At 70.6% G+C, this 19443-nt stretch carries 16 protein-coding genes; 10 read left to right on the top strand and 6 right to left on the bottom strand.

The window, feature by feature from the left end; all coding sequences use genetic code 11:
- Positions 1-436: 436 nt before the first annotated feature.
- Complete coding sequence (locus EER30_RS31080) at positions 437-1438, top strand: NAD(P)H-dependent glycerol-3-phosphate dehydrogenase (protein WP_127504198.1); 1002 nt, start codon at positions 437-439, stop codon at positions 1436-1438.
- Between the two features lie 49 nt (positions 1439-1487).
- On the top strand, positions 1488-1934 hold the full coding sequence (locus EER30_RS31075) for an SRPBCC family protein (protein WP_127504197.1): 447 nt from the start codon (positions 1488-1490) through the stop codon (positions 1932-1934).
- Here the strand turns inward: EER30_RS31075 and EER30_RS31070 are convergent.
- Positions 1908-2090 (bottom strand): hypothetical protein, encoded by a 183-nt coding sequence (locus tag EER30_RS31070; protein WP_127504196.1) that lies wholly within the window; start codon positions 2088-2090, stop codon positions 1908-1910. The genes EER30_RS31075 and EER30_RS31070 overlap by 27 nt on opposite strands.
- A gap of 62 nt (positions 2091-2152) precedes the next feature.
- Positions 2153-3568 (bottom strand): DUF1349 domain-containing protein, encoded by a 1416-nt coding sequence (locus EER30_RS31065; RefSeq protein WP_127504195.1) that lies wholly within the window; start codon positions 3566-3568, stop codon positions 2153-2155.
- A gap of 86 nt (positions 3569-3654) precedes the next feature.
- On the opposite strand from EER30_RS31065, the gene EER30_RS31060 reads away from it, so the two are divergent.
- Together EER30_RS31060 and EER30_RS31055 are read left to right on the top strand one after the other, a co-directional pair.
- The gene (locus EER30_RS31060; protein ID WP_127504194.1) at positions 3655-4785 is read left to right on the top strand and encodes a sensor histidine kinase; all 1131 of its coding nucleotides are present in this window, start codon (positions 3655-3657) and stop codon (positions 4783-4785) included.
- Entirely contained in the window at positions 4782-5438 is a 657-nt protein-coding gene (locus EER30_RS31055; RefSeq protein ID WP_127504193.1) for a response regulator transcription factor, read from the top strand. The genes EER30_RS31060 and EER30_RS31055 overlap by 4 nt, the downstream gene beginning before the upstream one ends.
- On the opposite strand, the gene EER30_RS31050 is transcribed toward EER30_RS31055, so the two are convergent.
- Positions 5423-6262, bottom strand: coding sequence for a fumarylacetoacetate hydrolase family protein (locus tag EER30_RS31050; RefSeq protein ID WP_127504192.1), 840 nt, complete (start codon positions 6260-6262; stop codon positions 5423-5425). The two genes, EER30_RS31055 and EER30_RS31050, sit on opposite strands and share 16 nt — an antisense overlap.
- Before the next feature lie 66 nt (positions 6263-6328).
- On the opposite strand from EER30_RS31050, the gene EER30_RS31045 reads away from it, so the two are divergent.
- The 5 genes from EER30_RS31045 to EER30_RS31025 all read left to right on the top strand — a co-directional run bounded on the left by EER30_RS31045 (position 6329) and on the right by EER30_RS31025 (position 13627).
- Positions 6329-7093 carry an IclR family transcriptional regulator gene (locus EER30_RS31045; protein WP_127504191.1) on the top strand — a complete coding sequence of 255 codons (765 nt, stop codon included), beginning with the start codon at positions 6329-6331 and terminating at the stop codon, positions 7091-7093.
- Positions 7094-7216: 123 nt separating this feature from the next.
- Positions 7217-8647, top strand: a complete 1431-nt coding sequence (locus EER30_RS31040) for an extracellular solute-binding protein (RefSeq protein ID WP_127504190.1) — start codon at positions 7217-7219, stop codon at positions 8645-8647.
- Positions 8644-10599, top strand: coding sequence for an ABC transporter permease (locus tag EER30_RS31035; protein ID WP_127504189.1), 1956 nt, complete (start codon positions 8644-8646; stop codon positions 10597-10599). The genes EER30_RS31040 and EER30_RS31035 overlap by 4 nt, the downstream gene beginning before the upstream one ends.
- A 78-nt stretch (positions 10600-10677) precedes the next feature.
- Positions 10678-12975, top strand: a complete 2298-nt coding sequence (locus EER30_RS31030) for a putative bifunctional diguanylate cyclase/phosphodiesterase (RefSeq protein WP_127504188.1) — start codon at positions 10678-10680, stop codon at positions 12973-12975.
- A gap of 163 nt (positions 12976-13138) precedes the next feature.
- On the top strand, positions 13139-13627 hold the full coding sequence (locus tag EER30_RS31025) for a hypothetical protein (protein WP_127504187.1): 489 nt from the start codon (positions 13139-13141) through the stop codon (positions 13625-13627).
- Positions 13628-13769: 142 nt separating this feature from the next.
- Here the strand turns inward: EER30_RS31025 and EER30_RS31020 are convergent, their stop codons facing one another.
- Together EER30_RS31020 and EER30_RS31015 are read right to left on the bottom strand one after the other, a co-directional pair.
- A complete protein-coding gene (locus tag EER30_RS31020; protein WP_127504186.1) occupies positions 13770-14504 on the bottom strand; it encodes an RICIN domain-containing protein in 735 nt (244 codons plus the stop codon).
- Positions 14497-14985 carry a sigma-70 family RNA polymerase sigma factor gene (locus EER30_RS31015; protein ID WP_127504185.1) on the bottom strand — a complete coding sequence of 163 codons (489 nt, stop codon included), beginning with the start codon at positions 14983-14985 and terminating at the stop codon, positions 14497-14499. The genes EER30_RS31020 and EER30_RS31015 overlap by 8 nt, the downstream gene beginning before the upstream one ends.
- Before the next feature lie 188 nt (positions 14986-15173).
- On the opposite strand from EER30_RS31015, the gene EER30_RS31010 reads away from it, so the two are divergent.
- Entirely contained in the window at positions 15174-18383 is a 3210-nt protein-coding gene (locus EER30_RS31010) for a S8 family peptidase (RefSeq protein WP_164842537.1), read from the top strand.
- A gap of 190 nt (positions 18384-18573) precedes the next feature.
- On the opposite strand, the gene EER30_RS31005 is transcribed toward EER30_RS31010, so the two are convergent.
- A complete protein-coding gene (locus tag EER30_RS31005) occupies positions 18574-19428 on the bottom strand; it encodes an RDD family protein (protein ID WP_164842536.1) in 855 nt (284 codons plus the stop codon).
- Positions 19429-19443: the final 15 nt, after the last annotated feature.

Here is a 19443-nt window from a genome sequence, read left to right as displayed (position 1 = left end):
GCCCCAGGCGATCACCAGGCCCCGCTTCGCGTGCGGGTGCAGGCGGCGGGCGGCCTCCAGCACCGGGATCCCGGTCGCGCCGGAGAGCCGCTGCCCGGTCAGGACCAGGGCAACCTCCTCACCGGAGATCGCCAGTTCCTCGAGAGTCGCGTACGCCTCCTCGGGGGACCGCGTTGCGACAACGCGATAGTGCCGCGCATACCGCTCCGCCAGCTCCCGCTCGAGATCGCGGAGCGCGTCGACGTCGTCGTCGACTGCCATCAGGATCGGGTAGTCCACGTCCTCGACAGTATTTCCGCAGCGTGCGGGCGCACAACGCCCCAACGCGGTCATCAGCGGTCGTCCGGTCGGGGGATGGTCCTGAGGTCACCTCACCCCACAGCGGGCCCCGCCGCCGTATTCTCGGCTCGCCAAGAGCGGAATCGAGAGGGGGACCATGCGGATCACCGTGCTGGGTGCGGGTTCTTGGGGCACCACGGTCGCGTCCGTGCTGACCCGGCGAGATCACGAGTCGCTCATCTGGGCGCGCAGCCCGGCGGCGGCTGACGAGATCAACGCCAAGCACACCAACGAGCGCTATCTCGAAGGCTTCCCGCTGCCGGACAGGCTTCGTGCCACGGCAGACCTGGCCGAGGCGGCGGCGCACGCGGAGTTGCTCGTCGTCGGCGTGCCCACCGGAGCGTTCCGCGACACGCTGGAACGCGTACGGCCTGACCTGCACCCGTGGATTCCCGTGGTGAGCCTCAGCAAGGGCCTCGAGCGCGACTCCCTGCTGCGCATGACCGAGGTGATCAAGGACGTGCTGCCGGGGCACCCGGCCGCCGCGCTCACCGGGCCCAACCTGGCCAAAGAGATCATGGCGGGCATGGCAGCGGCCACTGTCATCGCGACGGAGGACCTTACCGTCGCCGCGGAACTGCAGCGGGTGTTCCGCCGGGGTCTGCTTCGCGTCTACACCAACCACGATGTGATCGGCTGCGAGGTCGGCGGGGCGCTGAAGAACGTCGTGGCGATTGCCACCGGCATCGCGCAAGGCCTCGGCGTCGGCGACAACACCCGGGCCGGGGTGATCTCCCGAGGGCTCGCCGAGCTGACGACGCTGGCGGTCGCCATGGGCGGCGAGCCGAGCACGCTCGCCGGGCTGGCCGGCATGGGCGACCTCGTGGCCACGTGCATCAGCCCGCACAGCCGCAACCGGTACGTCGGTGAGCAGCTCGGCCGCGGGCGGAGCCTGGACGACATTCTGGCGGAGATGGGCCAGGTCGCCGAGGGCGTCAAGACCGTGTACGCCGCGGTGCAGCTGGCCGACCGGCACGGGCTCGCCATGCCGATAACCCGCACGATCCACGGCGTCATCACCGGCGACATCACCGCCGAGCGGGCCTACGCCGGCCTGGTGCGCTCCCATCCGGCCGGGCACGAGTCCGAGCCCGGCTGAAGATTCGTCCTATGTCGACTAAGCGGTGGTTGGCTGCGAAGCTGTCCCCATGGCAACCAGGACGTTCGAGCTCACGACTCAAGTTGAGGCCCCGCCCGAGGTGGTCCTCGATTTCCTCACGTCGTTCGACCGGCATCGCGGACTGCATCCGTACCTCGTCAGCGCGACCGTCGTCGACGAGGGCACCGGCGGTGAAGGACCGTGGCGGGACTGGCGTGTCGTCGAGCGGCCGCGGCTGGGGCCGATCCGATACACGATCCGGTTCGCGGCGCGGGTGACCCGCACGTCGGATATGTCGTTCCGCACGGACACGGGCGCCGGGCCGGGCGTGCTGCTTGCGGTGGCGATGACGGTCACCCCGAACGATCAGGGCACCCTCGTGCGGGAGACGACGACGGTCACCGCGCCCGGCCCGCTGATCGGCTATGTGACCCGGCAGGCCCGCGCCGCGCACGCCCGGGTCTTCCGGCTACTGCCCGCCGAAGTTGCCCGATGAGCCGGCGCCGTACAGCCGGGCGACATCGGGTGAGTCGAGCCAGCCGCTGTAAGCCGGCGACTGCGGCCAGCCCTGCGGCGAGTCCTGCCACTCTTCCTGCCGCCCGTACGGCAACACGTCGACGTCGGCACCGTCGGCAACGGGTGGCATAGCCATGTCCAACATCTCCTTCTGGACGGATCAGTTCTCGGGAGTCTGACTCGGCGTGCCGGTCGAACTCATCGGTTTGCCTGATCGGCCAGCCGCACCACGATCACGGTGTAGGCGGCCAGGACGGCGAGACCGGCCCACCACGGCAGCGGAAAGTAGCCCGCCGACGGTGCATAATGCGCGGTGACCTGCGGAAACTCCTGCACGGTCTGCTTGACCGCGAAGCCGGCGGCCGGCGTGACCCGCAACAGCCACTCGGCGACCGGGTCGGGCACCAGGGGGACGGCCGTGACGGCGTAGGGCAGCGCGATCAGCGACAGCACGGCGACGACAGCCACCCACCCGCGTCGCAACAACACGCCGAGCCCGAACGCCAGGGCGGCGCAGAGGGCGAGCGCCCCGGGGACGCCGACGATCACCCGGGCGAGGGCCGGCATCGACATCGGCTGCATCGGGAGGGCGGCGACGGTCACCGGCACGACGATGCCGACGGCGATCAGACCGGGGACGAAGGCGATCCCCGCGACGAGAGCGGCCCGGCCGGCGATCCCCCGGCCGGAGGCGCGAGCTGTCCGGGCGCCGTCGCGGACCGCGACGACCAGCAGGATGATCAGCGCGACCAGCACGCCGGTGAGGGACTTCTCGGCGGTGTAGGGCACGCCGTCCTCGCCGATCGGACCGATGTCGCCGGTTCCACTGACCGTGATGACGCCGTTCTTCTCGACGGCGCCCGACGCGTGGTGGAGTTTCTCCCAGTCGGTGTGGTTCATCTCGCCGACCGGGTCGCTCGCCCACGTGCCGGCTGTGCCGCCCTCGACGACGACGTTGTCGAACCGGCCGACCGCCTGGGTGAACCGGACCTCCTCGATGCTGCCGCCCAGTGCGACTTTCCGGAGGGTGAGGTCGCCGGGCGAGGTGGCGAACAGGCCGATCTGTACGGTGGGTGGCAGCCCGTCCAGCTTCGCTGTCGCGACGGTGCGCCAGTGCCGGCCGTCCGCCGACTCGGATCCGGTGACGGTGTCGCCCGAGCGGGTCAGCCGGAGCCAGCGCGGGGACTGCGCCGACACCGGCTCGGCGCTCCCGGCGACGTCGTGGCGATAGTCGTGCTGGAAACGCACGCCGTGAGCGCCGGTCATCATGAGGGCCGCGTACGCCGAGCCGGGCCGCACGCCGTCCTTGATGATGATCCCGGCCTTCGCCCAGGGGACGAGTCCCGAAACGATCCGGTCGTGGTCCGGCGGGGGATAGGTGATCGTCCCGGTCATCGCGGTCATCCGGACCGTGATGCTTCCCTCGGGGCCCAGCTCACGGTGCAGGAACCAGAATCTGTCGCTGACGGGGGCGGCCGGGCACGGCCCTGAGCAGGATGATCCGCTGCCCAAGGCGTAGAGCAGGCCGGGGGCGACGATCGCGAGGGCCGCGACGGTCAGCGCGGTCACGCGGCGCCACGTGGTCCATTGACGCAGGAGTTCGACGATTGGCATGACGCCGGTTCTACGGAATCGCGGGTAACACCGCTCGAACCGGCCTTGTCACGCTGCTGTTAGGTATCGGCGGGCATGCTGAGCAGATGTTCGGGCTGCGCAGCGGAACCGTGGGGCTACGGTTCACGATCTTCTATGCCGTCGGGTTCCTGGGGTCGGGGATCGGGCTGCTCGGCCTGACTTTTCTGCTCTCCGGCGGCCGCGTCACCACAGTCGCCCCCGGTGGGAACCGGCCCGCCGGGGAGAGCCTCGCCGCGGTGCGGCAGCACGTGCGGCAATTGGAGGACGAACTGGCCGCGGTGCACACCCAGCAGGCTCGTCAACTGCTGGTCGGCGCCCTGCTCGCGCTGATCGTGATGGCGGTCGTCTCCCTGCTGCTGGGCCGCGTGCTGGCCGGTCGGGTGCTGCGGCCGCTGCGGCTCATCACCGGCGCCACGCGGCGGATCTCGGCCGACAGCCTGGACCGGCGGCTGGCCGTCACCGGGCCGGCCGACGAGGTGAAGGACCTCGCTGACACCATCGACGAACTGCTCGACCGGCTGGAGGCGTCGTTCACCGCGCAGCGCCGCTTCGTCGCCAACGCCTCCCACGAGCTGCGTACACCGCTGGCCACGATGCGGGCCTCGCTGGACGTCGCGGTGGCCAAGCCCGATCCGGCGCCCTCGACGGTGGCGCTCGCGGATCGTCTCCGCACGCAGGTGGACCGGGTCGATCACCTGCTCGACGGGTTCCTGGTGCTGGCCCGGGCGCAGCACGGCGCGCCGGCCGACGCCACCACGGTCGACCTCGGTGAGCTCATCGGCGCGGCGCTGCACGACAGGGCCGTCGACATCCGGCGGAAATCGCTGAGCGTGAAGGTGGACGTGGCATCGGCGACGGAGACTCGGGGCAGCCCGGCGTTACTGGCACGGATGGTGAGCAACGTCGTCGACAACGCCGTGGCGCACAACGAGGACGGCGGCTGGATCGGCATCACGACCTCCGGCACGGGACTGCTCGTCGAGACCGGCGGGCCGGTCCTCGACCAGGGGCGGGTCGACCGGCTGGCGCAGCCCTTCGAACGTCTCGGCGCCGAGCGGACCGGCTCCTCGGGCCTGGGTCTGTCCATCGTGTCGGCCATCGCGGCCGCTCACGGGGGCAGGCTCGTCCTGACCGCTCGTCCGGAGGGCGGCCTGCGAGTCGCGATCACCCTGCCGCCGGTGCAGGTGGCCTCATGAGGATTCTGGTCGTCGAGGACGATCACGCCTTGGCCGAGGTGCTGGCGGAAGGGCTGAGCGACCAGGGAATGGCGGTCGACCTCGCGCACGACGGGCTCGCCGCGGCGGCCAAGCTCGACGTCTCCTCGTACGACGTGGTGGTTCTGGACCGCGACCTGCCCGGACTGCACGGTGACCTGCTGTGCCAGATGATCACCGAGCGGGCCGACCGGCCGATGGTGCTGATGCTGACGGCGGCGAGCGCGCCCGGCGACCGGGTCAGCGGCCTGACCCTGGGGGCGGACGACTACCTGGGCAAACCCTTCCACTTCCCCGAGCTGATCCTGCGGGTCCGCGCGCTGGCCCGCCGCAGGCCGGACGCACGGCCCCGCACTCTGCGGGCCGCCGGGATCACGCTGGACCCGGTACGTCGGACCGCCGTTCGCGACGGACGGCACCTCGCCCTCTCGGTGAAGGAGTTCGCCGTGCTGGAGGCGTTGCTGCGGGCCAGCCCGGGCTTCCTGAGCGCCGAGATCCTGTTGGAGCAGGTCTGGGACGAGAACGCCGACCCGTTCACGAACACGGTCACCGTGACCGTCGGCCGGTTGCGGCGCAAACTCGGCAGTCCGCCGGTCATCGCGACGACGCCGGGGGTCGGTTATCGCATAGCGTGATCCACCGCGATGACCGGGTTGCTCAGCGTGCCGAGAGCGGGGGACGTTATCTCGATCGTGTCGCCGGGGTGGGTGGTGAAGTCGGCGTCGGGGACTATTCCGGTGCCGGTCAGCAGGATCACTCCGTACGGGAAGCTCAGTGCCCGGAACAGCCACCCGGCCAGGTCGGCGAAATCGCGAGCCATCGCCGCCGTCGAGGTCTTTCCCACGTACGCCTCCTGGCCCTCACGCAGCACCCGCAAGCCGATCTCGAACGGGCCGGGGCCGGCGGCCCAGCTCGGGATGATGGCCGGACCGAGCGCGCAGCAACGGTCGTACACCTTGGCCTGGGGCAGGTAGAGCGGGTTCTCGCCCTCGATCGAGCGGCTGCTCATGTCGTTGCCCAGGGTGTAGCCGAAGATCTCCCCGCCCGCGTTGAGCACCACGCCGATCTCGGCCTCGGGCACGTCCCAGCCCGAGTCGGCGCGGACGCCGACCGCGTCGCCGTCGCCGACCACGCGCCACGGGCTCGACTTGAAGAAGAGCTCGGGCCGGTCGCTGTCGTAGACCTGGTCGTAGAGATGGCCGTGCCGGGATTCTTCCTTGCGGCCGTCACGACTGCGCAGGTATGTCACCCCGGCCGCCCAGATCTCCTGTCGGTCGACAGGCGGCAATGCCGACGCCGGGAAGTCCCCGCGCTCGGCCCCGAAAGTGGAGATCACGGCGCGCGCCTGGTCGAGAGGGAGAGCGAGCAGGTCGGCGAGCGTGCCGTCGAGCGAACCCCACCGATCGTCGTCGCGCACCGCCCAGCGGCCGCCGGGCAGATGGTGCAGGGAGACGGGCATCTGATCCTCCTGTGGGAACAGGGACGCGGTTACCCTTCACGGGCGGCGAGGAAGGGGCTTTGAAACATGGCTCGTGTGGTACCGGCGGTCATCCGCGCTCTCGACATTCTCGAGCTGTTCCTGGTCCGCCCCCAACTGTCGGCCCGCGAGATCATGGAGCGGCTCGACCTGCCCCGCACCACGGTCCACGAGCTGCTGGTGACGCTCGTCGAGCGGTCGTATCTGGTCGCCGTGCCGGGTCAGCCGGTGCACTATCGGCTCGGCATGCCCGTGTTCCAGCTCGGCGCGGCCTTCTCGGGGCGGCTCGACCTGGTGCGTGAGGCGCAGAGTGTCACCCGTGACGTGGCGGCGGCCTGCGACGAGGCGGTTCACGTGGCCGTGCTCGACGGCGCCGACGTCGTCTACCTCGTCAAGGTCGACAGCACCCATCCCGTACGGATGGTGTCCGGCGTCGGGCTGCGTCTGCCGGCCCACTGCACGGCCGTCGGCAAGGCGCTGCTGGCGGGCCTCGACCCGGCCGGCCTGGACGCCGTGCTGAGCAAGGACCTGGCGGGTATGACGCCGAACAGCATCACCGACCCGGACCGCCTGCGAGCATATCTCGACCAGGTGCGGGCCGAGGGAGTCGCGGTGGACGTCGGCGAGTCCGACAGCGCCATGCGGTGCGTCGCCGCGGCGATCCGCGATCATTCCGGCGCGACCATCGGCGCGATGAGCATCTCCGCCCCGATCATCCGCTGGTCGCCGCAGGCCGAGGCCGAGTGGCCGGGTCTCGTGAAAGAGGCCGCGGCCACGCTGTCCATGCGCATGGGATACGTGACTCAGCCTTAATCGGCGGATACAGCATCGAAACATTGACACCCCTCAAGGTGGTGCTCTAGCGTCGCGTCCACTCCAGACGATATCTCGAACGTCAATTCGAAATTTCGAACAGTGGTGAAGGAGGCGATGGGCATGGGGGACAGTCCGTTGTGGTCCCGGCGCGGCTTTCTGGGGATGGGGGTGGGAGTTCTTGGCGCCGCCGGCCTGGCCGCCTGCGGAGGCACTTCCGACTCGCCCACCGCGGTGGTGCCGGAGGTCCCGAAGGAACTGCTCGACGGCGCGGCCTCGTTGAAGGGCTCCGCGATGGGCCTGCTGTCGCAGAAGCTCTACTCGACGGCGGCGAACGACGCGCTCGACGCCTCGGTCAAGAAGTTCGCCGAGGCAACCGGCACGAAGATCGAGAACAGCCTGGTCCAGGCTGACGCCGGCGACGTGGTCGCCAAGATCGACGCCGAGGTCAAGGGCGGCGTGGCCCGGGACATGGCGTTCATGACCGACTCGCGGTTCATCGCGCAGTTCCACGCGCTGGGCGACCTCGAGGACGTGACCGACGTCGTCCAGGCGCTGACCGCCGTGTACGGCGAGCCCTGCGCCACGGCGAAGAACTTCTGCGTCTTCGACGGTAAGTGGTACGCGATCCCCTACCACTTCATCGGGATCGGGTCGTTCCTGCGCAAGGACTGGATGCAGGAGAAGAGCATCACCCCGAAGGACGTCTACTCCTGGGAGGAACTGCGGGACGTGTGCCTGGAGATCTCCGATCCGGGCAAGCGGCGGTTCGGGTGGGGAATGACCGTGAACCGCTCCGGCGACGGCAACGGCATGATCGAGGCGCTGATCAACTCGTACGGTGGGGCTATCGCCTCGAACGACGGGAAGAAGGTCACCTTCAACTCGCCCGAGACGGTGCAGGCGGTGACCTTCCTGGGCGACATCTACACCAATCCGAAGTACAAGCCGATGCTCCCGCCCGGGGTGGCGAGCTGGACCGACACCAGCAACAACGAGAACTGGCTGGCCGGGGTGCTCGGCTACACGCGCAACAGCTTCAGCGTCTACGCCGATTCCAAGACCAAGAAGAACCCGGTGTACGAAAACACGCACGTGTTCTCCGACTGCACCGGCCCGGCGACCGACAAGTCGCTGCTGCTCGGCCAGTCGCAGGGGTTCACGGTCTTCAAGGGGGCCAAGAACGCGCCGCTGGCCAAGCTGCTCGCGCAGTACCTGGTCAGCGCGCCCGCGCTGGTCGGCGTGGCCAAGGAGGCGCCCGGCCTGGTGATGCCCGCCTGGAACAAGGTCTGGGACGCCGACCCGTACTTCGCCGGTGGTGACCCGGCCTTCCCGATGCTGCGCACCATGTCGCAGCAGCCGCTGCCGCTCAAGACCAAGAACGAACTGACCTTCCCGCAGAAGGCCAGCGCCGGTCAGCAGGCCGTCGTCGCCGCCTACGTCCTCACCGACATGATGCAGCAGGTCGTACAGGGCGCCGCGCCCGCGCAGGCCGTGAGCGCCGCCCACGCGAAGATGGTGCAGATCTTCGCCCAGCAGGGGCTGCCGCAGTGAGATCGCCCGGGCCGGCGCTCGGCTCCCTGACCAAGGTCCAGCGGCGGCTCGGGCGCGACTGGCGGCTGGCAACGTTGTTCCTGGCTCCGACGGCCATCCTGGTCGGGGCGCTCGTGCTCGTGCCGATCGTCCGCTCGATGGTCACCAGCACCACCGAGCGGCACGGGTCCGAGAGCGTGTTCGTCGGACTGGACAACTACCTCGCCCTCATCGGCGACGACCAGTTCCGTACGGGTGTGGTGAACTCGTTCGTCTTCACCGCCTGGGCCGAGGTGTTCAAGGTGGTGCTGGGGCTCGCCGCGGCACTGCTGCTGCACCATCGGCGACGGGGGCGGGCGGTGCTGACCGGGCTCCTGCTGGTGCCGTGGGTCGTGCCGACGGTGGTCACGGCGTTCAGCTGGCGCTCGCTGCTCGACCCGATCTTCGGCAGCGTGAACAACCTGCTCACCATCTCGGGGATCGGACCGCTGCTGGCCAGCCTGAACCTCGTCGACGCCTGGCCGGCGGGGTGGCTGTCGGATCCGTCGCTGGCCATGCCGTCGGTGATCCTCGTGAACGTGTGGAAGGGCGTGCCGTTCTTCACTGTCTGTTTCCTTGCCGGGCTCAAGGCGATTCCGGCCGACCAGTACGAGGCGGCGACCATCGACGGCGCCTCGACCTGGCAGCGGTTCGTGCACGTGACGCTGCCCGGCCTGCGCCACGTGATCACCGTGACCGTGACCCTGTCGTCGATCTGGACGTTCAACAACTTCGACCTGATCTGGCTGCTGACCCAGGGCGGCCCCGGCGACGTGACCGCGCCGTACGTGCTGGTCGCCTATTCGAAGGCGATCCTGCAACTCCAGTACGGGGCCGGGGCGGCGGTCACCCTGGTCATGCTCCCGATCATCGCCGGCCTCGTGTTCTTCCTGGTCCGGCTGCTGCGCGACGACACCGGCACCCGCATGCCCGGGCCGACCCGCCGGGCGCTGCCGTGGGTGTTCACCGCCGCGGTCACCGTGCTGCTGTTCTGGGCGTCGCCGCAGATCTTCTGGAGAGCCGCGGCCGTCCTCGGCGTGATTCTGCTGATCGCGGCGGCGGTCGGGCGCGTGGTCTCCGAGCTCCGAACCAGAGGCGGACGGCGTACGTCGGCTCTGCTCTCGAAGGTGGGATCGGGCGTGGCGATGGCCGGGTTGCTGGCCTTCGTGCTCGGCCCGATGTATTGGATCGCCGTCACGGCCTTCAAGTCGGAGGGCCAGGTCGTCTCGCGCACCGACGACCTGTGGCCGATGCCGTGGACGTTGGAGCAATTCGGCGCCCTGTTCACCAACCAGCCGTTCGGCCGCTGGTATCTCAACACCATTCTCGTGTCCGCCGCGTCCACCGTGGTCGCGCTGGTCTGTGCCGTCCTGGCCGGCTATGCCCTGGCCCGGCTCCGGTTCCGCGGCGCGCAGGGCTTCACCGTCACGGTGCTGCTCACCTATGTGATGCCGGGCGCGCTGCTGTTCATCCCGCTCTACCAGCTCCTCATCGGGTGGCGGCTCACCGACTCGCTGTGGTCGCTGGTGGTGACCTATCCGACGTTCACGCTGCCGTTCGCGACCTGGCTGCTGGCCGGATACTTCTCGTCGATCCCCATCGACCTCGAGGAGGCCGCGCTCGTCGACGGGTGCACCCGTGTGCAGGCGTTCGGCCGGATCGTGCTGCCCCTCGCGAAGCCGGGTCTGCTCGCGGTCGGGTTGTTCACACTGACCAACGCCTGGAACGAGTTCCTGTTCGCCTTCGTGTTCATCACCAAGGACGAGTACAAGACCCTCCCCGTCGGCATGCAGTCGATGATCGCCGGCGACGTCGTCCCGCAGGGCCAGCTCGCCGCGGCGTCCCTGCTCGTCAGCCTCCCCGTGGTCATCATGTACGCCTTCGGGCAGCGCTTCCTGACCGAGGGGCTCACGGCCGGCGCGGTGAAGGGCTGACCCGCCGGCGCCAGGCGGCGCGAAGGTCGAACGTTCGGGGGAGATCCGCTCCACATCGGAACGGTTAGTGTCGGGCCCGTGACGTCGGGACGCCGGTATGTGTGGGCTACTGCCGTCGTCGCCGCGATCGGTGCCCTCTGGTGCGTGGCCTACCTGAGGGCCGGTCTCGGCCCCGAGGCGTACGGCTACGTCGTCGTGCCGGCCGGCGGCCTGCTCGCCACCGCGTGCGGCTACGACCTGATCCGCCGTACGCCGGATCTCGACCCCGTCGCCGCCCGGTTCTGGCGGGCCATGCTGCTCGCCGCCGGCTCTCTGACGATCGGGTACGCCTGGCTCGCGGTGGACATGTTCACCCACCTCGACCAGGTGCGCACCCGCAACATGCCGGCCCCGGCGGCGGCGTTCGCGGCCATCGGATTCCTGCTCGCCATCTACGCCGTCGCGCGCGTGCCGGTCGTCGCGGCCGGCGGCGCCGAGCGGTGGCGCATGGTGCTCGACCGGATGATCACGTTTCTCGGCTGCGCGGCGGTGGCGTGGTATCTCGGGCTGGCCCCGATGCTCTCGGCCCGCGAACCGTGGAGCGCGCAGGCGACGCTGCTGATCGGTCTCGGTCTGCTGGTCGCGGTCGGCGCGGCGACGAAGGTGTCGTTCCTCGACGGGAGCCCGGTCGACCGCGTCGCGATCCGCTTCATCGCGGCGGCCGGCGGCGTTCCGGCCGGGGGCGTCGCCGTCCTCGCCGTGCAGTTCGGCTACATCGCCACGGTTCCGGCCCAGGCGATCGTCATGCCGCTGGCGCCGCTGCTGTTCACGCTCGGCGTCGCCGCCCAGCGCCGCGCCCGCCGCGCCCCGGCCCGCAATCGAGTGCTCTTCCCCTATCTGGCGATGCTGCTGGTCGACGTACCACTGATCGCCGTTGCCTTCGGAGCGCCGCTGCGCCCACCGGTTCGGGTGGTGCTGATCGTCGCGGTCGCGGTGAGCGCTCTGGTCATGGTGCGGCAATATCTCGCGTACGCCGAGAACGCCCGTCTCCTGCGGAACGCGCGTCTCCAGGAGGAACGTCTCCAGTACGAGGTCAGCCACGACGGTCTGACCGGGCTGGCCAACCGTGCGCTGTTCCGCGAGCGGCTCACGGCCGCGCTGCCCCTACGCGCGTCGGTGCTGCTGATAGACCTGGACGACTTCAAAGCCGTGAACGATTTGCTCGGGCACGGCGTCGGTGACCAGTTGCTGATCTCGGTGGCGCGCCGGCTGCGGACCGAGGTGGGCGACAGCGGCCTGCCCGCGCGGGTGGGTGGCGACGAGTTCGCGGTGCTGCTGACCGGCCCCGACCCCGAGGGCCTGGCCCAGCGCTTGGTCGAAGCGCTCTCGCAGCCGATCAGCGAGCACCGTCTGCTGATCCAGGCCAGCATCGGCGTCGCCGTATCGGCGCCCGGCGACACCCTCGACTCCGTGCTGCGCGACGCCGACGTCGCGATGTATACGGCCAAGCAGCGAGGAAAGGCCGGTTTCGTACGCTACGTCGACGGCATGGGGGAGCCGGTCCTGGACCACATGCAACTCGGCGGCGAATTGCGGCGAGCCCTGGACGACGACGAGTTCCGAGTGGTCTACCAGCCGATCGTCCGGCTCGACGACCATCGTCTGATCGGGGTCGAGGCGCTGGTCCGGTGGCACCACCCGGCGCGCGGCGTGGTCGGCCCGAACGAGTTCATCGCGGCCGCCGAGCGTACCGGCCTGATCGTGCCGCTGGGCCGGTTCGTGCTGCGCGAGACGTGCCGGCAGGCCGCGGCGTGGCTGGCCGAGTTCGGGCCCGACGCGCTGCTCGAAGCCGGACTGAACGTCTCGGCCCGGCAACTGCACGACCCCGATTTCGTACGGGACGTGGCCGGTGCTCTGGCCGACAGCGGACTGCCGTGCGACCGCCTCGTTCTCGAGGTGACCGAGTCAGCGGTGCTGTGCGGCCAGCAGGTGTCCCGGGCACTGTACGAACTCGACCGCATGGGCATCCGGCTCGCCCTCGACGACTTCGGCACCGGCGAGTCATCGTTGAGCCTCCTGCGGGCGTTCCCCGCCGCGATCGTCAAACTCGACAAGTCCTTCGTCGACGGCATCGAGATCGACGACGGCCGCCCCGCCGCTGTCGACGCCCGCCAGGCGGTCGCCCGCGCCGTGATCCAGCTTGCGAACGCGTTCGGCCTGGCCACCGTGGCCGAGGGCATCGAATGCCCCGAGCAGGTGACCGCCCTGCGCGAACTCGGCTACACCCTGGGCCAGGGCTACCACCTCGCCGAGCCGACCTCCGCCGACGGCATAGCCCGCTTACTGGCCGGCCAGCAGCCCGCAGCGCCCGAAGAGATCGCCGGCCGCCTGTCCTGATGATCGCGCGCGAAGGCCGAGCCAATCGGCGGATGGCCGCCGGGTAGCCGTTCTGCGCAATCTCGAAGGAGCCGCGGTCTCGTACTGATCGGTCGAGTCGTGCGGCCGGAGTCCGGCGATGCCGCTGGGCGATCAACTCGGGAGCGGAGTCTGGGGGTTCGCAATGACGGCCGAGAATTGGGCGCTGGCGGCGTCGGTCTTTCTTGTCGGGCTTGCGGCCGGGTTCCTGGGCGGGTTGTGCACGATTCTGCGGCCCATGCAGGCGGCGATGAGCGGGCGTGAGTTCCGTGGCTTCATGGAGACGTTCCTCCGGTACGCCGGCAACGGGCTCGGCCAGGCGTACAACCTGGCTTGGTCCGGCGGGACGACGATCGCGGCCATCGTGGCGCTCGTACTGCTGTGGGACGACCCCGGGTCGGCGTCGTTCGTGCTCACGGCGATCGGGCTGGCCGTCGTGATCGTCGGCATTCTCGTCGTCTCGAACGTGTGGAAGACACCGCAGTACAACGTGATTCTGGGCTGGGATCCCGAGGCTATGCCGCCGGGCTGGGAAGCGGGGCGGCAGCGCTACTTCACGATCAACTGGCTTCAACTCGTGGCGACCTGGGCAGCGTTCGCCCTGTTCCTGAGCGCGCTGGTCGTGAACGGCTGAGCCGCCGCGGATGGACAAGACTGTTTGCGGGCCGGCGTAACCAGCGAGCTTCGCCGCGGCATCCGCTTCGGGCAGCCTGTGGCGGTAGCCGGGTGGTCGCGGAGCTGTCCACGCGGGCTGGCGGGCGGTGTCCTGCGCACCGTCACCTCGGGGACGAACCGCCCTCGGTGAGAGCGAGGCCCCGGTCTTCGAACTCGTACGTGGTGGTCAGGGCCTCGGGCAGGTCGGGGACCAGCGCGTTCGTGCCGTCGACGACCTGGACGTAGCGGCGGCCCTGGAACAGCGAGTATGTGCCGTCCGGCTGACGGTCGACGCGGAAGAGCTGCGTCGAGGCGGCCGGGTCGCACGCGTGGCCGCGGACGCTGCCGGGGGCGGTGTCGTGAACGACCGTCATGCAGAGCTGGCCCGACATGATGCGGAAGTTCTTGCCCGCCGGGCGCAGGACCCACAGCGACGGTACGGTGCCCGCGCGCACCCGGTCGTCGTCGGGGCCGATCGCCAGCGACGTGCCCTTCAGGCCGGGCACCCCGATCCGGATCTGTCGCCGGCCGGCGAGGATGTCCTGGGGGCCGGCCGAGGCGGGCGCGGACGGCGTTACCCCGGCGGATGGCGTCACCCCACCGGGCAGTCGCGCCCCAGCGGGCGGCGTTACCCAGGCGGGCGGAGAAGTCGGGGGAATCGTTGACCGGTCCCGGGTCGCCAGGGTCGTGCCGCCGGCCGCGGCCAGCACGGCGAGGCCCGCTCCGGCGGCGGCCAGGCGACGACGGAGACGGCGACGCCGGTCGCTGCGCTGCCGTAACGAGCCGGCCGTGGGCAGCACCGTGGCTCGCCGGGCCTCGTCGGCGATCGCCGTGAGGTCGTCGTGCGGGTCAGCCATGGAAGGGCTCCTGGGTCAGCAGTCCGGCCATCGCCCTCCGGCCGCGGACGAGGTACGTCTTGACGGTGCCGACGGGGACCTGCATCTCGGCGGCCACCTCCGCGACGCTGAGATCGTTCAGGTGGTGCAGGACGACGGCTCGGCGTTCCTTCGGGCTCAGCCGCTGCAACGCCTGCAGTAACGCTACGTGGTCCTCGTTGAGGCCGGGCACGGTCGCGTCGACGTTCGCCCGGCGGTGGGCGCGCATCCGGTTGAACGTCTTGCGCCAGCTGCTGACGGCGGCGCGGGAGGCGACTCGACGTACCCAGGCCTCGGGACTGTCGGCGGCCCGAACCGTCGGCCAGTGCTGCCAGGCGCGCATGAAGGCCTCGGCGACGGCGTCCTCGGCCTCGGCGCGGTTGCCGGTGAGCACGTAGACGTGACCCAGGACCCGGCCCGCACAGGCCGCGTAGAGGGCGTCGAACTCCTCGGCGTCACGCATCGACCCGCATGCAACCCCGCGGTAAAGGTGGCCTGAGCAGGGGCGGGCTCGTTAGTGATCATCGTCACAGCCACGTTGATCAACCTGGTGGGCCGGTCAGGCGTCATCGTGCGTCCCGGGAAGAGCCCGTGGGCGGAGAGGACGATGTGCTGCGAAGGCATCGACGCGCGCTGACAGCCGGAGTGCTCGTGACCGCACTGGTCACAGCCGGCCTGACCGCGACCCCAGCAAACGCGCAGGGCAAGACCGCGCAGGGCAAGACCGCGGAGGAAAAGCGCGACAAGACCGCGCAGGAAAAGCGTGGCAAGAACGCGCAGCAACAGCCGGGAACTTTCACCCTGATCACCGGCGACCGGGTGTCCATGGACGCGAAGGGCGTCACGCTGATCCAGCGGGCCCCCGGCCGAGAAGGCATGCGGTTCGTGAGCAGCCGTGAGGGCGGCCACCAGTACGTCGTCCCGGCGGACGCGGCCCCCCTGGTGCGTGACGGCCGGCTCGACCGCAGGCTGTTCGACCTGACCGCGCTGGGCGAGTTCGGCTACGACGACCGTACGGCCGAGCTGCCGCTGCTGGTCGCCTACCCGGACACCGCCGCGAAGGCGCGATCGGCCGCCGGCGCCGCACGGGTGCGCGCCGACCTGCCCGCCGCGCACGCTCTGGCCGTACGCGCGAATCGGGACGAGCGGGCTGCTCTGTGGGCCTCGCTCACGGGCGGGACGACGTACGCCCGGGATCTGACCGCCGGGGTGACCAACGTCTGGCTGGACGGCAAGCGGCGGGTCTCGCTGGACCGCAGTGTGGCGCAGATCGGCGCCCCGGCCGCGTGGAAGGCGGGTTTCGACGGCACCGGCGTGACCGTCGGCGTGCTCGACACCGGCATCGACGCCGCCCACCCTGACTTCGCCGGACGCCTCGCCGAGGTGCGCGACTTCACCGGCGGCAACGATCCGGTCGACAACGTCGGGCACGGTACGCACGTCGCGTCGACCATTGTGGGCAGCGGAGCCGCGTCCGACGGCAAATACCGTGGTGTCGCTCCGGGCGCGAAGCTGCTGGTCGGCAAGGTTTGCGCGACGACGGAGTGCCAGGACTCGGACATCATCACCGCGATGCAGTGGGCCGCGCCGAAGACCCGCGTGGTCAGCATGAGCATCGGCGGCGACGACACGCCGGCCCTCGACCCGCTCGAGACCGCGGTTCAGGAGCTGAGCCACCAGTACGGGACCCTGTTCGTCGTCGCCGCGGGCAACGAGGGCAAGCCTAAGTCCGTCTCGTCCCCGGCGACGGCCGACGACGCCCTCGCCGTCGCGGCGGTCGACGCCGACGACGTGCGCGCGTATTTCTCCAGCCGCGGTCCGCGTCTCGGCGACAACCACATCAAGCCGGAGATCAGCGCCCCGGGTGTCGACATCGTGGCGGCCGCTCCGGGCGGTGGCTACCAGCCCATGTCGGGTACGTCGATGGCCACCCCGCACGTGGCCGGGGCCGCCGCGATCCTGGCCGGTCAGCACCCCGGCTGGTCGGGCCCGCAGCTCAAGGCCGCGCTGATGGATTCGGTGAAGCCGGGCGAGGAGAACAGCCTCTACGAGGTGGGCGCGGGCCGGGTGGACGTCGCCCGCGCGGTCGCCCAGCCGATCGTCGCCGACGTTGCCTCGATCGACTTCCCGGTGCAGCGCTGGCCGCACGCCGACGACGCCCCGATCACGCAGGTCGTCGGCTATCGCAACACGGGCACGACTCCGGTAACGCTGTCGCTGTCCGTCGCGCCGGCCCCGTCCGGTCTGCTCAAGGTCAGCCCGGCCACCCTCGTGGTTCCGGCCGGTGGCCGGGCCGAGGCGACGATCACCGTGGACACACGGGTCGACGCGGCCGACGGCGTTTACCAGGGCGCGGTCACCGCCACCGGCGCCGGGGACCTGCGGGTGCGTACGCCCTTCGCCCTCAACAAAGAGATCGAGAGCTATGACGTACGCCTTCCGCACGTCGGACGCGACGGCAAACCGGCCACGGACTACAGCACCACGGCCGCGAGCCTGAGCACCGGCGAGTTCTACTCCCTGGCCGGTGAGGCGGGCGGCGGCACGCTGCGGCTGCCCAGGGGCCGGTACGCGTTCTACAGCACGATCAACTCCGGCGAGGCGTCGACGCTGCTGGTGCAGCCGACGCTGGACGTGCGCGGGCCGATCACCGAGTCGGTCGACGCCCGCACGGCGAAGCCGGTCGCGCTGACCGGGGCGCAGAAGGGCGTCGTACCGACCGGGATCAACGTGGCGGCCAACTGGGACGACGGCTTCCGTTACCCGGGTGTGCAGCTCAGCGGGTTGTCGTTGTTCTTCGGGCGGATCGGGCCGGTGGTGGCCGCGCCCGAGTTCACCGCGACGCTCGGGGTCGGGCTCGCCAAGCCCGGCAGGAACAGCCCCTATACGTACGATCTCGCCTATGTCCTCAAGGGCGACATGTTCACGGGTCTGTCGAAGAAGCTGTCGCCGGCGAACCTGGCCACGGTGAAGGCGACCTATCGCCGCCAGTCGGCCTCGGCCGCCGCTGTCCGGTTCCACCGTGCGGCGGCGCCCGGTGGCTCGGGCCCGATCGGGTCGAACTCGCCGATCGACCTGCCGTTCCACGCCACCGAGTACTACAACACCGACGGCGGCATCATCTGGACGTCCACGCTCGCCGAGGGGGACAACCTCACCACGCAGGAGTCGACGTTCACGGCCGGCAAGACGTACAACCAGGTGTGGAACGCGGCGCCGTTCGGTCCCACGCTGAACAACCCGCCCGCCTGGTCGCCGATGGGCTACATCGGGCGTGACGGGGACACGATCTCGATCGCGGCGCCGCCCCTGTTCGGCGACGCGGCGGGCCGTCCGGGTAGCCGCGACGACCTCGAGACCCAGCTGCGGCTGACCAGCAACGGCAAGGAGATCGGTACGGCCACCGGGTCGTGGGCCGACTTCGTGGTGCCCGCGGGCAAGGCCACGTACCGTCTGGAGGCGACCGTGCAGCGCGGCGCCCCCGACATCCTGGCCACGTCGGTCTCGGTGGCCTGGACGTTCACCTCGGCCAATACCGCGACCCCGGTCCGGCTCGCCCTGACGACGGCCCGGCCCACGCCGTTGCTCGACGACACCAACACGGCGAAGGCGGGCCGGCCGCTGCTCATCCCGGTGAAGCTCGACCGCCAGACCGGCTCGACGGCCGCCGCCAACCGGAAGCTGGCCGTCGCGGCCTCCTTCGACGACGGCAAGACCTGGACGGCCCTGCCGCTGCTGGGCAACGTCGCGGTCATCGCCCACCCGCGCAAGGCCGGTTTCGTGTCGCTGCGTGTGACCGCCACCGACAGCGCGGGCAACGCGGTGACCCAGACGGTCGTCCGCGCCTACCGGATCGCCTGATCCGCGAACCCGGTCCGGGGCACGACAGCCCCGGACCGGGCCGGTCTCAGCCGAGCAGCGAGAAGATTCCGATGCCGTTCGGGACGGGGCGCTCGGCGCCGCCCGACGGGTGGTTGTTCACGGTGACGGTCTTCGCGGGGAGCCAGACCCTTTGTCAGAGGCGGGCCCTTCGTCAGAGGCGAACCCTTCGTCAGAGGCGCAGGCCGAAGGTGGGCAGGACCCGATAGGTGACGGCGCGGGCGGTCACGAGCTGGGCCTCCTGGCGCCGGCGGCGTTCGGCCAGCACGGCGACCAGCACGAGCCACGGGGCGAGGCCGGGCGGCGGGGGCGGCGTGAGCCGTGGCGTCACCTCGTCGGCGAGCTGGTGCAGGAGCCCGGCGCGGTAGGGCTCGCGCAGTTCGCGGACGCGCGTCACGAACTGGCGGATCTCGAGGGCCAGCGCGTCGTCGACGGCCGTCAGGTCGAGGGTGGACGCCCAGCCGGCCAGGTCGGGCGGCATCAGGGGAGACGCCCGCCACGGCACGGCTTCGCGCTCGTGCACCACGATGGTTCCGGCGGCCAGGTCGCCCAGACGCCGGCCCTGCCGGGAGGCGAGCATCGTCAGGATGCCGGCCGGCCAGCACAGGAAGAGCAGAAGCAGGCCGGGGAACTCGACGGCGAAGCCGACCAGGGCGCGGGTGAGGGCGTGCCGGGCTCGCAGCGGTCCGCCGTCCTCGCGGATCACGCGCAGGCCGAGGGCGTATTTGCCGACGCTGGCACCTTTCAGCAGCGTCTCGCTCAGCACCGGGTAGCCCACGAAGACCAGGGCGACGCCGACGGTCATGGCGGCCGAGCCGAGGGCCTCGTCGAACAGCGCGAAGACGGCACGGGCGATGGCGGCCATCAGGACGGCCGGCGCGATCATGATGAGGCAGTCGAGGAAGAGGGCGAGAGCGCGCGACGGCAGGCGGGCCGGGCGCAGCTCGATCTCCACGGCCTCGGCGCTGACGAGCCCGTCGGCGACGGGGGCATCGCCGGGCGTGACCGGGGCGGGCAACAGATTCACGCGCACAGTCAACAC

This window comes from Actinoplanes solisilvae (genome assembly GCF_003999975.1).
Classification (GTDB): domain Bacteria; phylum Actinomycetota; class Actinomycetes; order Mycobacteriales; family Micromonosporaceae; genus Actinoplanes; species Actinoplanes solisilvae.
The sequence above is the reverse complement of the archived record's forward strand: the minus strand, read 5'-3'. Positions and strand labels throughout refer to the sequence as shown.